The following is a 13,655-nucleotide window of genomic DNA, read 5'->3' as shown; positions in this document are numbered from 1 at the left end:
GACGTATTCCTTATCTTTGCGCAAAATTTAAGCTGTGAAAAGACTTTGGATAATTACCCTGCTGATGGCAGGAATGATGGGTTGTAGCCCTAGCGAAGAGGAATTGGTTCAGGCGGGAATTCAGAAAATGGATGCTCAGAACTGGAAGGAGGCAATAGTGCTTTTTGATCGGGTACTTGAGATCAACCCGGAAAATGGGCAAGCACTGAATGCTAAAGGTGCTGCGCTTTTTCAGGAGGAGAAGTTTGAAGAGGCTGTTCCTGTCTTTACTGCTGCTATTGACGCTGACTCTTCCAGCTACAAAGCTTGGTTCAACCGTGGAAATGCCAATCTGAAACTGGAAAATTTCAAAAATGCGGTCTCTGATTACAACATGGCCACAACGCTGGATCCATCTCAAACTGATATTTATTACAATCGTGGCTTGGCATTGCTAGGTATGGAAGAATACGAAGATGCATTGTTGGATTTTGACAAGGCACTGCAAGTAGAACCAAACCAGGCACTCGTTCATTTCAACCGCGGAAAAGCACTTTTGGGAAATAATGATCCGGGGAATGCAATGAAAGCGTTGAACGATGCAATTAATTTAGATGGGAATAACGGGGCTGCGTATTACTTGCTAGGGGTGACAAGAATGTCTGCGTTGGGAGAAGCTGAGAAAGAAGAAGGATGCGCTGATCTGAAGATGGCGCTACAGCTTGGTTATACCGAAGCCAAAACTTGGATAGACGACTTTTGCAAGTAAATGGCAGCAATAGGAAAGGACATATGGCGGGCAAAAAAAGTCCTTGATGCAGGGAAGTTAGTTGCTATTCCTACCGAAACAGTATATGGTTTGGCGGGGAATGCCCTGAATCCTGTGGCAGTAGCGTCAATCTTTGAGACAAAAAACCGCCCTAGTTTTGATCCGCTGATCATTCACGTTGCCTCTTTTTTGGAAGTCGAAAACTATGTTGTTGATATTCCCACAGCACTCAGCAGACTTGCCGAACAGTTTTGGCCTGGTCCACTTACCTTACTGCTTCCGAGAAAAAATAACATTCCGGATATCGTGACTTCTGGCTTGGATCGTGTGGCAGTACGTGTTCCTGATCATCCCTTGACATTGGAATTGCTCGCTCAAGTAGACTTCCCTTTGGCAGCGCCCAGTGCAAACCCATTTGGCTACATCAGTCCGACATCTCCTCAGCACGTTGATGCACAGCTTGGGGAGAAGATCTCTTACATTCTGGATGGCGGAAAATGCAAAGTGGGCTTAGAAAGTACAATTGTGGGAATGGAAGGTGATGAAATTGTAGTTTATCGGCTTGGAGGTTTGGAAATTTCCGAAGTCGAGCGTATTGTAGGACAAGTAAAACTACAAAGCCATAGCTCATCCAATCCTCAAGCTCCGGGTCTGCTGGAAAGCCATTATGCTCCATCCAAAACTTTTTTGTTAGGTGATCTGGAAACATTGATAGCCGAACATCAGAGACAGGGAATTGACTTTGCTGTACTTTCTTTGGCACAAACGTTTCCGGAAATCCCAATGAATAATCAACTTTTACTAAGCCCCCGTGCCGATTTGAAGGAAGCGGCGACGCATCTTTTTTCCGCTATGAGAAGTTTGGATGAGTCCAATGCCACAGTGATTTTGGCGGAGCTTATGCCTGATAAAGGGCTGGGTAAAGCTATAAATGACCGCTTGAGGCGGGCTGCAACCAAGAGGTAAAACAAATTTCAATTACATTTTTAGCAAATTGATCCAGCCTGAAAGTCGATTTTTGCCGTAATCTTTGATAAATTCACCCAGATTTTTACCAATCAATTTTATCAATAGCTATTAACCTTTCTTATGAATCCTAGAATCAAAAATGTAGATAACCTCAGTTTTGAGGGAAAAAAGGCACTGGTCCGAGTTGATTTCAATGTTCCATTGGATGATCAATTGAATGTCACTGACGATACGAGAATACAGGCTGCATTGCCGACCATCAATAAGATATTGAATGACGGCGGATCTGTAATTTTGATGTCTCACTTGGGTAGACCTAAATCTGGTCCGGAGGATAAGTTTTCTCTAAAAAACATCGTAGTAGCACTGGAAAAAGCACTGGAGAGACCAGTGAAATTTGCGCCAGACTGCATCGGACGTGAACCGGAAATGATCGCAGAAGGTTTGAAGCCAGGAGAAGTATTATTGCTTGAAAACCTTCGCTTCCATAAAGAAGAAGAAAAAGGAGATAAGGATTTTGCTGAAAAGCTTTCCAGGCTTGGTGATGTCTATGTCAATGATGCTTTCGGTACAGCACACAGGGCTCATGCCTCTACAGCTGTGATAGCACAGTTTTTCAATGATAAAGTCTGCGGTTATTTGATGCTTTCAGAACTAAAAAATGCTGATAAAGTTCTGGGCAATGCAGAACGTCCTTATACAGCTATCATGGGAGGCGCTAAAATTGCAGATAAGATTTTGATAATCGAGCAATTGCTAAACAAAGTAGATACACTGATCATCGGTGGCGGTATGTCTTATACTTTTGCCAAAGCGCAGGGAGGAACTATAGGAGATTCATTGCTAGAAGAAGATAAAATGGATTTTGTACTTGAGCTGATGGAAACGGCCAAAGCAAAAGGCGTTAACCTAATTCTTCCTGTGGATACAGTCATCTCCAAAGCTTTTGCAAACGATGCAGAGCAGGGCATGGCTAATAAGGGTGAAATTCCTGACGGCTGGATGGGCTTGGATATCGGGCCAAAAACCTGTGAGCTTTTCGCAGCAGAAATTATGAAATCAAAGACAATTCTATGGAATGGCCCAATGGGTGTTTTTGAAATGTCCTCTTTCGACAAAGGGACAAAAGCGATTGCCGAGGCCGTAGTTGCTGCGACAAAAGCTGGAGCATTCTCTCTTATCGGTGGTGGTGACTCTGCTGCAGCTGTCAATAAGTTTGGCTTTGCCGATGATGTGTCCTTCGTGTCCACAGGCGGAGGAGCATTGCTTGAGCATATGGAAGGCAAAGTACTTCCGGGTGTGGCTGCGTTGGAACCTTAATGATTAGGAAATAGTGCTGGAAAAAAGGGTGGCGGATATTGTATTTGCCACCCTTTTTTGATTGAAGGTTATTCGGTAACCTTACAGGTTTTTATTCACAACCAGTTCGTAGAAAAACTCCTTATAGCTGGCGCCGATTAGAATAAACTCTTCCTTGGTCTTCATCTTAACCCGGTTTCTACTGATGTTTTCGATTTTGTCAATAGAGATAATGTGACGCTTATGTACTCTTACAAAGCCTTTTGAGAAGAGGGAAGTTTCGTAATGCTTAATACTGCTTAAGGTTAAAATCGGCTTCGGCTCGTTCAGTAAGTGGATTTTGACGTAATCTTTGTAGCTTTCCAAGACTACAATATCTTTTAGGTTGATTTTGATTGAGGAATATTCAGATTTCACAAAAATGTAGTCCTGAGAATCATTTAATGTGAAATTTGACGAAGAAGCCAGGGGCATAGGCATATTTACTCCTGCTGCCATAAGCTTATTTACAGCCATGAAAAACCTTTCAAAACTGAACGGCTTCACTAAGTAGTCAACAGCGTTGATTTCAAATCCCTTCACAGCAAAATCACTATAGGCAGTGGTGAAAATCACCTTCGGTTTGACAGGTAAATTTTCATAAAATGAGATTCCATTGATATCTGGCATGTTGATGTCCAAGAATATCAAATCCACCGCCTGCGTCAAAATTGTATTCATCGCTTTTAATGGAGAGTCGAATGTACCTACCAACTCCAAATTAGGGAATTTGGTAATGTAATCTTCTACTACATCGATGGCGAGTGTTTCATCATCGATCACTATACATTTATAATTCATTTTTTGATGGTGAGAAAGCTTTTGAACAGATTGTTTTCTCGTTTTTGCCTGAAGGAGTATTTACCCGGATAGATTAGTTCCATCTGGTTTTCCAGATTTTTGATTCCCAGTCCAACATGTTCTTTTTTCTCTTGGTTTTCAAATTTCTTCGACGTGCTATTGATTACTGAGAATTTTAATTCAAGCTCATTTTCCTCCAGTGAAATAAGGATGAAAGAAGGAGTTAGGTAACTAACTCCATGCTTGAATGCATTCTCAACCAAAGTCATCAGGATAAGCGGCTCGATAAGCAAGTCCCCGTTACGCACGCTGACATTAAAGTTTATATTCGGGGCATTTTCTTCATTGAATTTTAACTTCTCCATTTTAATGTAATTGCGGATGAAGTCTACTTCCTGTTTGATAGAGATTTTGTTTTTTCCCGCTTCATAGAGTACATGCCTCAGAATATCCGAAAGGAGTAAAATAGCATTGGTGGTGTCTTCAGATTTTTTTCGTGCCAGCGCATAAATGTTGTTCAAAGCATTCAGGAGAAAATGTGGGTTTAGCTGCGTTTTTAGGAAATTGAGCTCACCAATAGCCTTTTCCTTCTCCATTTCGTCATTTCTTGTGCGCTCCTTGTCGAAAAGCAGAAGTACTTCGAATGCTGTGCCCAATCCCATTAGCAGAAAGTACCGGAACGTGAATGATATGGTCCGGAAGAAAAAAGGGTTGAGCGGAAATTGGAAGCCCTGCGGCTTTGGGAAGCCCCCTTTTTCATCGAACCTATGCTTTATTGGGATCATCTGATCAGGATCCCAAAGGTAATAATCGATCAAGTGGTGAATACTAAGCGAGGCTAGCAATAGAATTAGAACACTTACAAAGTACTTGCTATAGGAACGTTTTTCAACAAATCTGGGTATTAATATAGCAATGTTAAGAATGTAAAAAAGTACCAGGTTGATGTTGGTCAGACTGATATTTATTACATTTCCTCCGGGATTTGGTCTGGTGAAAGAAGGGATTGATTGGGATAATAGCACCCCGATGATCAGCAGGTGCACGATCCCTATCAATAGTTTCCTTTGCTTCATTCGTCTTGGAGTTGAATTAAGTTACAAATGAAACTGAGTCAGTTATTTCCATAACAACATGACGAATTGTTTTAAGATATATTAAAGGCCGGGCTCAATCCTCCTCGTCTGATGCTTCAAACGGTAGGAATTCCCAGATGTCATCAAATCGTAAAGAGGAACTACTTCCAAGCAAGACGAAAGCTCTGTTGCCGTCAGAAAGGACAGAAGCCCCGGTTCTGGCTGTTCCTTCAAAGGCCGTTTTGTCTACCCAGTCATCCATTATAGGATCGTATTCCCAAGTTTCCGAAAGCAAAGACCCTTGGGTTCCGGTTGCTACGTAGCCTAGTGACCCTATGCTGAATCCAACCCCTTCGCTTCTGCTTATGGTGTAATCATCATCTTCATCTAAGTCTTGCTTTTGTGTCCATGTTTCAGACGATCCATCCAAGGCCCAGAAATCATATTCATACAGCCCATTATTGACACCACCGCCGATGTAGGCTACATCATTTATCACAAAGACAAATGCTCCAGATCGTTTTGCTCCGCCCATACTGATAAATGAACTCCAGGTATCTGTCTCCGGTACGTACTGCCAAAAATCCTTCTGTTCGCTTCCGTCAAATCCAGTACCTATGTAACCTTTTCCTGCCAATTCAAATCCCACTGCACCGTATCTAGGTGTACCGGGGAAAGAACTCACCTGAGTCCAGGTGTCTGTACTCGGATCGTATGACCAGAAGTCTTCAAGTCGATTTCTTCCATCATAGCCAGTCCCAAAGTATCCCTTGGATCCTATGGCGAATGCTACCGCATTTGATCGGGGAACACCTGGAAAATCCGCTCTCCTAGACCATGCGTCCAGTGTGGCATCATACTCCCAGAGGTCACGTGTATATTCATCGCCGGAATAGCCGCCAACTATAAAATACCGGCCTTCAACAGTAAATGATGAGGAATTAGATCGACTACTGCCTTCGAAATAGGATCTTCGCTCCCAGTTTCCTTCTGTGGTAGTATCTTCTGAATCCTGACAGGAAAAGAGTGGTACTAGCATAATCAATGTCGCCAGAGTTGATAAAAGCCGGTTTACTTGTTTCATAATCTTAGTTTAAAGGGATAATTGTAATTTCTATTTTTGATTTGTATTGGGTATTGTTTTCACCTACCACTAAATAGCCCATATTGAATGAAGCGGAGGAAGGAACATTGAGCCAGAGTCCGTCAGTCTGCCGACTGCCTGAGATTTGACTGTCCACAAAGTCTTTGATGGGGATTTTGAAGTAGGTGGCTTCCTGGAAAATTTCATCAATGGATGTCAAGGTAGCTTGAGTAAGGTAGGATTGGATGGTATTGTTTTTATCCATCACATAAACTTCTAATTCCTGCAAAGGCTGATTGAGTTTACCATCATAGGTGCCTTTCTTAACTGGCAGGTAGAGATAAGCTTCTGAGATGTAATAGTCATAAGGTACATCTCCTATATAGGTAAGATCACCCAAGTCAATCCGTATTCCGCCAGATCCTAGCTCATCTGCAAGGACAAGATCTTGACTATCTTCCGAAGGAAGTAGGGTATAATTTTGCGCTAGAGAAAAGGGGGTTTTTGATCGATCTACCTGCAAATGGCTATAACCTAGAGCATATACGCCAACGGGTATTTTGTACTCTTCATTGTCTTCACGAAGTTGTAAAGGAACTTTGTGGTAGAGTGAAATGTAAGATTCCTTAGATACTAGCATAAGAGGACTTTGGCCTGTGACTTCCAGCATGAATCCCGGGAAATAATCGAGAAAATCCTCGTTGTTATTAAAGATTTTATCAGAGCCTTTTGCTTTTTCGAATAGCTCCAATCCAAATTCCATGGGCAATGTAATTCTGATTGAATCGCGAGAAGGAAGATATTGGACTTTGGTCGAGACCAGTGGGGTGCTAATTGTGGCGAAGGTCTCAAAATCATAAAATACATCATCCTCGTTTTGATATTCCAATCGTTGCGAGAGCTGGTAGATGTTAAGGTCAAACTCAGGTATGGTGTCGAAGTGTGAGGCATCTATTTTTAAAACAAATACAATAGAATCCAACATCGCGTCATCATCAAATCCGGGGGCTGTGCTGCTCAATTCAAACTCGAAGTATGGACTTGCTTTTACCGTACCTCTGAAAGGATCAGTATTGTTTCCCAACAAAAAAGTCTCCTGTGCACTGGTGACCATACTATCTTGAAAATAACTGGAATAGGATATGTCAGCAAATTCAATTTTGCGGATGGAGAAATCTTCTTCGATATCTACTTCCGGTATTTCCTCCAGAAAGCTATTTTCATAACAGGAGCTTAGGATTAAAACCAATAAGCTGAGGGCAATTCTGGACTTCATTTTACTTTTTGTTCCAAAGCTATCGCCCCTGCTGTTCACATATTGAGAAAGTAGAACAACGGGCATAATGTCTAGAGGAAAGACTATATCCTGTCTATCAAATGAAAGGGGGGCTGGCTTTGGTACAGTAAGCTTGTTCGTCAGGAGAATTTTCTTCTTGACCTACAAAAATTGGCTGTTCCTCTAGATTCATATCTGACCCCATTTGTTGTACATAGCTTGCATACAAAAAAGCAGAGATGATTAAATACCTTCCGGGCTTGGTGTTTTGTTTTTGGCTTATGTCCTCGATCTCAGGTATGGCCCAGCGAGGCCATGGTTCATTGTATTCAACTATTGGATTAGGATTGCCGACATACGACAGTTATAGTTTGGCCAAGAGGTTGGGCGGTGTCGGGGCAGGAGTGAGGTCTCCTTATTTCTTAAATACCATCAATCCTGCCTCGCAAACGAGTATTGGACTATCTCATACCTTTATCCTAGACGTTGATGTGTCCTACAACCAGCAAAGAATCACTACAGGAAATGAGACTATCACAAACAACTTTTCTAACCTAAATTATTTCAGTATGTGGTTTCGGTTTTCTCCGAAGATCACAGTTTCATTGGGGTTAAGTCCGGTTACTATACAAGACTACAGCTATTCTGATACCTATTATTTTGAAGGAATGGCCGACAGATACATACGAATATTTAAGGGCTGGGGAAATATCAATAAAGCCTATCTCAACTTTGCAACTAGTCTCAGCTCGCGGATTTCGGTGGGTATTAGGCCTTCGTTTCTTTTTGGAAACTTCCAAAAAGAAACCACTTATCTAGATCAATATGAAGCTGGGTTTTTATATGCTAGGAATAAATCATATACCGGGTTAGGGACGGAAGCAGGCATTCAGATCAATTTACTACAGAATGAAAAGCACATGCTCACCTTCGGGACTTCCGGTCAGTGGTATTATAAGCTTAAAGGAAGCGGAACTTCCCGCGTGGAAAGTTACCTAGGTCAGGAAGTACTTTATGATGCTGAAGAGGTTGAATTGGATTACCAGCTTGGCAGTACTGTTCGCGCTGGACTTTCTTTCCAGAATAAGTCGTGGACGATTGGAGCAGACGTCCTCTATGGATTTCCTACAGCTGACCAGGCTTATAGCATAACTAACCAGATCTATAGTGTGGGAGCTGAATTTATCCCCAATTATTTCGGCTCAGAATTCATCAAACGGATGAGTCTCTCTCTTGGAGCCAATTACGACACGGGCTCCATTCGGATTGAAGGAGCTAAAGTTTCTGCCTACGAAGTGAGTTCTGCTGTAGGCATTCCCCTCAATGGATCCAGCAGATTGGCCATAGGCTATAAATACAGAACCATGGGGGATATCAATATTATTTCCAAAGAATCCCTCAATACAATTACGCTCAATTTCTCCTTGGGTGATACCTGGTTTTTCCGCAGAAAATTTGAATGATAATTATGAAAATAAACTTAGTAATACTGTTTCTGCTAGCAGCGAGTCTCTCTTATGCCCAAAAACCTAAGGTAAACGAGCGGAAAGAGTCCAGCTTCTTTGACTTGCCTGTGGAAAATGTATTGGGAATTATAGCTTTCGATCTCGAAGTGCTCGCAAAACGGATTCATCTCAAAAGCCAGTCTTCGGAATACAGGAAGCTAAACCGGATGATCTCATGGTATAAAGAAAAAACGGATAGCGTATTTGAGATCAACCGAGAAGAATTAGAGCATATAGAATATGCGTATCATAAAAATGTAGCCACAATTAAGGATATAAACGACTTTGATGAAGTGATGGGGGTAGTAAAAAACTATACAGAGGAAGTGAAGCTGTATAGCCTGCCTATTCAGTCTATAGAAGAGCAGCTAGGCGATTGGCTTGCAGGATTTTTGAATGAAAGGCAGTTTTCAAGATGGGAATCCTATCTCGCAAAACAACATAGGAAAAATAAGCCCAAAATGCCTATGCTTATGAGCGGACCACCTCGCGGGTTCTTATAAAACCAACAAAGGCATGAAACCTGCTTTTTTTTAGACTTTGTTGGTTTTGCATGATTAAGGAATTGCAATCCTGAATCACCATCACAGCGTTTTCATTTCCAAAAGAATCCTATTTGTATTTAGTGAAACCTTAGGGGAAAATGAAGAATGAGGGACTGCAAATATTGAATCCCGAAGTGGAAGAGAAGTTAAAAAGAAACTTCTACCAACACAGGAAAATGATCGGAAGGATATTTTTTACCGTAGTTGTCCGTGAGAATCCCATGTCGGATCACTTTTAGGTCTCCTTTTACAAAGACATGATCTATGATGCCGTCAGGCATTTTTTCCCAGTCAAAACCTGTGAAAGATCCCCGCGGTCCGTAGGAAGGGACTGTTGAGATCAATCGTGCATCCTGCCAGTCAGGATTAGAAGTAATCGTACTGTAAGCCACATTGTCAGGAGTGACATTAAAGTCCCCCATAAGAAGAGCAGGTGCATTTTCTTTGTTGATTTTTGACACTTGAGCCATTACCAACTTACTGCTTTCTTCACGTGCTTGTTGGCCTTTATGGTCGTAATGGATGTTGAATACATAGAATATTATTCCTTTTCCATCCTTGAATTTTCCCCAGGTGCAGATCCTGTTCAGTGCAGCATCCCAGCCTTTACTGGGTTTTTCCGGTGTAGGAGAAAGCCAGAAAGTCCCTTCGTCAAGGATGTCAAATTTCTTCGGGTCGTAAAGAATCGCAGCATATTCCCCTTTTTCGGTTCCTTCGTCACGTCCCACGCCTATGTATTTATATCCAAGTTCGGTACTTAAGTCAATGAGTTGATTGTGTAAGGCTTCCTGTACTCCTACTAATTCAATTTGGTGAAACTGAATGAGGCTAGCCACATGTGGTAGGCGGTCTTCCCATAGGTTTCCGATATCATTTTGATTTGCATATCGAATATTAAATGTGGAGAAATTGTGCGTTTGCGCCAGAGAAAGGATGTTTATCCCTAAGTTGATGGCAACAAGGAGGACACTTGCTTTAAAGATACTTCTAACTATTCCAGTCATGATTTCAGAACTTATTCTTGAAAAATGGTTTAAGTTTTTAAAATTGAATCATAATTTCATCAAATGAAAACCTTTTATCCCAAAGACCTCTCAACACTGGAATTTTATGGATTACTGCAAGGGGCAGTAGCTCCCAGACCAATAGCTTTTGTAAGTTCTGTTGATTCAGATGGTAATGTTAACCTAAGTCCCTTTAGTTTTTTCAATTTATTCAGTTCCCAGCCCCCGGTTTTGATTTTTTCACCATTGCGGCGCATGCGTGACAATACTACAAAGCATACACTGGAGAATGTGTTGGAAGTCCCTGAAGTAGTTATTCATATTGTTCATTTCGGGATGGTGGAGCAGATGTCTCTGGCGAGTACAGAGTATGAAAAGGGGGTGAATGAATTTGACAAGGCGGGGTTTACCCAAATAAAGTCAGAGCAGGTGAGACCACCAAGAATCAAGGAAGCCCAGGTGGCTTTCGAGTGCCGGGTAAATGAGGTGAAACCTCTGGGAGAAAATGGTGGAGCAGGGAATCTGGTGATCTGTGAGGTGCTGGTGGCTCATGTGAATGAGGAAGTCTTTGACGAAAGCGGGAAGATTGATCCAAGAAAACTGGATGCAGTCGCTAGGCTGGGAGGGGATTGGTACTGTAGGGCAAGTGGAGCTTCTTTGTTTCAGATCCCAAAACCTTTACGTAACCTGGGGATTGGAATAGATCAGCTGCCAGAGGATGTCAGAAACAGTATTATTTTAAACGGAAATAACCTAGGCCGATTGGGAAATGTAGCTGCATTTCCAACTGATGCACAGATTGCTGAATTCGGGCGAAGTGCAGAGATTCAGGAAATGAGAATACGCTTTCAGAATGATCCGGATTCACTGATTGACCATTTGCATTTGCTGGCCAAAGAAGCTTTGGATGAGGATGATGTAGATAGGGCTTGGCTGATATTACTACAAAGAACATGAAAAAAGCGGCCTTGGCCGCTTTCCCTACTTTATGATGATATCCTGAGGCATTCTCACTTGTATGCCTTCGTAAGATTTTAGTTTTTCCACCTGCTGATAGAGCGAATAGTTTGATCCTAATTTACTTTGGAGGATTTTTATCTGGACGTTCTCGCTTAAATCTTCCATGATAGTTTCAAACCAAGGTTTTTTAGCAGGATAATAAACTACACGATAATCATCGCCCGCGCCAATCCTGGCAGCGGCGAGTTCAATTGTGGTGTTCAATCCTCCCAAAACATCTACCAATCCTCTTTCTTTTGCTTGATTTCCTGTCCAGACTCTTCCCGATGCTACTTCCTTCACAGCTTCCGGCGACATTCCTCTGCCTTCCGAGACCCTTGATACAAATGTTTCATAACCCTCTTCAATAATGTTTTGAATGATGGACCGCTCCACATCAGTCATTGGTCTGGTAGGGTTCATGAAGTCAGATAATTCACCGGTTTTCACCACATCGGTGGTGATTCCAAGCTTGTCATTCAACAGTTCCTGAGCATTGAACATCATGCCGAATATACCGATGGATCCAGTGATGGTGTTTGGCTGCGCTACGATAGTATCCGCTGGAGCAGAAATGTAGTATCCACCTGAAGCGGCAACTTCACCCATGGACACGTACACAGGTTTAGCCTTTTTAGCTTCCGACATTTCCCTCCAGATCACCTCAGAAGCTACAACAGATCCTCCTGGGGAGTTTACCCGTAGTACAATTGCTTTAATGTTGTCGTCTTTACGGGCTTTTCGGATTTCTTTAGCGAATTTTTCTGAACTGATCACACCGTCAGCCTTTCCTCCGACAATCTCGCCTTCTGCGATGATCACAGCGATTCTATTCTTGGATGTGATGTTTTTGGATTTGACTGCTTTATTTAGATCCGTCACATTGATGGTCTTGATGTCATCATCCTCATCTATTCCGAGTTTGTCTTTTAGTTTGGAAAGCACTTGGTCCAGATATAGAAGATCTGTAGCCAATCCATAGGTGACAGCATCCTGAGGCTTGCGAACCAGCATCAGGTCATTGGTTTTCTTCAGGGTATCGTAAGCTATTCCTCTTGATTCTGATACACTATGGAGCGCAAATTGATTCATGTCGTCCAAAAATGACTGCGTCTGCAATCTTGCCTCAGGGCTGCTTTTTTCTAAAATGAAAGGCTCAACTGCCGATTTGAACTCTCCGACACGGAAGATTTCTGGTTTCACTCCGATTTTTTCGAAAAGTCCTTTAAAGAAAATCCCTTCAGATGAGAAGCCATTAAAATCAATCCCACCCAATGGGTTTAGATAAATTTCATCTGCCACCGAAGCAATGAAATATCCTCCTTCGGTATAGGCTTCGTCGTACGCTATGATGAATTTCCCGGAAGTTTTGAAGTCAATTAAAGCTTCCCGTAGTTCAAGCAAGCTTGCTTGTCCGGCAAATACTAAACCGGTATTAAGGTAAATTCCTTTGATGTTATCGTTGGTTTTTGCTTCTGCGATGGCTTTTTTAAGATTAATAAGCCCCGCATTGAATTCCTGGCCAAATGGGTTTCCAAACATGGAAAGATCCAGATCTTCCTCAGAAGTGCGCTCGACGAGGGTTCTGCCGTTGAGGTCCAGATGCAGAACTGTGTTTTCGCTTACAGTTACTTCCTTGTCCCCACTTGCAGCTACTATGCCGATCAAGCCAAACATAAGAAGCACACTCAATATGCTGAAAACAAAAAGACCGACGATCACAGCCAGTACATTTCCTAAGAATTTCATAAGTTACATTATTTGAAGTTCCAAAATAACTTAATTTGAGGCACGTTTACAAAAGCAATTATAAGCCGAAAATGTTTGAAAAAGCAGTTTTGATTTTAGGAGGTAATAAAGGGCTTAGGGAAGTACTGCTCCGGTCAGCAGTGGAAGCAGTTTCAAAATTAGGGGAACTGACACTTGCATCGAAAATATATGAGACTGAGGCATGGGGAGGGGTGGCGAAAGGGGCTTTTTTGAATCAGGTGGTCCAGATCAAAACAGCTTATTCTGCTGCCGAACTTTTAGCGTTTACTCAGGGAATTGAAATGGATTTGGGTAGGACCAGAGAAGAGCACTGGGGCGACCGCACGATGGATATTGATATTATTTATTTTGGAGATAGAATAATTGATACGCCGACGCTCAGGATCCCGCACCCTTTTTTGGCAGAGCGGAAATTTGTACTCGCTCCTTTAGCTGAGATTCTTCCGGAGTTCATTCATCCAGTTTTAGGAAAAAGCAGTTTGGAAATGCTTAAGGACTGTGAGGATAGGAGCGAGGTAAAAAAGTTGGGCAGCTGAAGGT

13 protein-coding genes are annotated in these 13,655 nt (G+C 42.2%); 7 read left to right on the top strand and 6 right to left on the bottom strand.

The window, feature by feature from the left end:
* The first annotated feature begins 76 nt into the window (after positions 1 to 76).
* The 3 genes from AS141_RS19065 to AS141_RS19055 all read left to right on the top strand — a co-directional run bounded on the left by AS141_RS19065 (position 77) and on the right by AS141_RS19055 (position 3,037).
* Entirely contained in the window at positions 77 to 748 is a 672-nt protein-coding gene (locus tag AS141_RS19065; protein WP_057939379.1) for a tetratricopeptide repeat protein, read from the top strand.
* Complete coding sequence (locus AS141_RS19060; RefSeq protein ID WP_057939291.1) at positions 749 to 1,714, top strand: L-threonylcarbamoyladenylate synthase; 966 nt, start codon at positions 749 to 751, stop codon at positions 1,712 to 1,714.
* A 123-nt stretch (positions 1,715 to 1,837) separates the two neighbouring features.
* The gene (locus AS141_RS19055) at positions 1,838 to 3,037 is read left to right on the top strand and encodes a phosphoglycerate kinase (protein WP_057939290.1); all 1,200 of its coding nucleotides are present in this window, start codon (positions 1,838 to 1,840) and stop codon (positions 3,035 to 3,037) included.
* Positions 3,038 to 3,118: 81 nt separating this feature from the next.
* On the opposite strand, the gene AS141_RS19050 is transcribed toward AS141_RS19055, so the two are convergent.
* The 4 genes from AS141_RS19050 to AS141_RS19035 all read right to left on the bottom strand — a co-directional run bounded on the left by AS141_RS19050 (position 3,119) and on the right by AS141_RS19035 (position 7,292).
* Entirely contained in the window at positions 3,119 to 3,856 is a 738-nt protein-coding gene (locus AS141_RS19050) for a LytR/AlgR family response regulator transcription factor (protein WP_057939289.1), read from the bottom strand.
* The gene (locus AS141_RS19045) at positions 3,853 to 4,932 is read right to left on the bottom strand and encodes a sensor histidine kinase (protein WP_057939288.1); all 1,080 of its coding nucleotides are present in this window, start codon (positions 4,930 to 4,932) and stop codon (positions 3,853 to 3,855) included. Before AS141_RS19045 ends, AS141_RS19050 begins: the two co-directional genes overlap by 4 nt.
* 94 nt (positions 4,933 to 5,026) lie before the next feature.
* Positions 5,027 to 6,016 (bottom strand): Kelch repeat-containing protein, encoded by a 990-nt coding sequence (locus tag AS141_RS19040; RefSeq protein ID WP_057939287.1) that lies wholly within the window; start codon positions 6,014 to 6,016, stop codon positions 5,027 to 5,029.
* A 4-nt stretch (positions 6,017 to 6,020) separates the two neighbouring features.
* Positions 6,021 to 7,292 (bottom strand): DUF4270 family protein, encoded by a 1,272-nt coding sequence (locus AS141_RS19035; RefSeq protein ID WP_157243535.1) that lies wholly within the window; start codon positions 7,290 to 7,292, stop codon positions 6,021 to 6,023.
* Positions 7,293 to 7,531: 239 nt separating this feature from the next.
* Here AS141_RS19035 and AS141_RS19030 point away from each other — a divergent pair, with 239 nt between their 5' ends.
* Together AS141_RS19030 and AS141_RS19025 are read left to right on the top strand one after the other, a co-directional pair.
* Positions 7,532 to 8,755: a hypothetical protein gene (locus AS141_RS19030; RefSeq protein WP_057939285.1), complete on the top strand. Its 1,224-nt coding sequence runs from the start codon at positions 7,532 to 7,534 to the stop codon at positions 8,753 to 8,755.
* Positions 8,756 to 8,760: 5 nt separating this feature from the next.
* On the top strand, positions 8,761 to 9,300 hold the full coding sequence (locus tag AS141_RS19025) for a hypothetical protein (protein ID WP_157243534.1): 540 nt from the start codon (positions 8,761 to 8,763) through the stop codon (positions 9,298 to 9,300).
* A gap of 188 nt (positions 9,301 to 9,488) precedes the next feature.
* Here AS141_RS19025 and AS141_RS19020 read toward each other — a convergent pair whose 3' ends face one another.
* Positions 9,489 to 10,346: an endonuclease/exonuclease/phosphatase family protein gene (locus tag AS141_RS19020; RefSeq protein WP_057939283.1), complete on the bottom strand. Its 858-nt coding sequence runs from the start codon at positions 10,344 to 10,346 to the stop codon at positions 9,489 to 9,491.
* 63 nt (positions 10,347 to 10,409) lie between these two features.
* Between AS141_RS19020 and AS141_RS19015 the strand changes: the two genes are divergently transcribed.
* Complete coding sequence (locus AS141_RS19015; protein WP_057939282.1) at positions 10,410 to 11,303, top strand: flavin reductase family protein; 894 nt, start codon at positions 10,410 to 10,412, stop codon at positions 11,301 to 11,303.
* A gap of 24 nt (positions 11,304 to 11,327) precedes the next feature.
* On the opposite strand, the gene sppA is transcribed toward AS141_RS19015, so the two are convergent.
* Positions 11,328 to 13,094 (bottom strand): signal peptide peptidase SppA, encoded by a 1,767-nt coding sequence (gene sppA, locus AS141_RS19010; protein WP_057939281.1) that lies wholly within the window; start codon positions 13,092 to 13,094, stop codon positions 11,328 to 11,330.
* Between the two features lie 71 nt (positions 13,095 to 13,165).
* Between sppA and folK the strand changes: the two genes are divergently transcribed.
* Complete coding sequence (folK, locus tag AS141_RS19005; RefSeq protein ID WP_057939280.1) at positions 13,166 to 13,651, top strand: 2-amino-4-hydroxy-6-hydroxymethyldihydropteridine diphosphokinase; 486 nt, start codon at positions 13,166 to 13,168, stop codon at positions 13,649 to 13,651.
* The last annotated feature ends 4 nt before the right edge of the window (positions 13,652 to 13,655 follow it).

Source organism: Algoriphagus resistens (genome assembly GCF_001442615.1).
Lineage (GTDB): Bacteria > Bacteroidota > Bacteroidia > Cytophagales > Cyclobacteriaceae > Algoriphagus > Algoriphagus resistens.
Note: the sequence above shows the minus strand (reverse complement) of the source record. Positions and strands in the feature narration are given on the sequence as shown.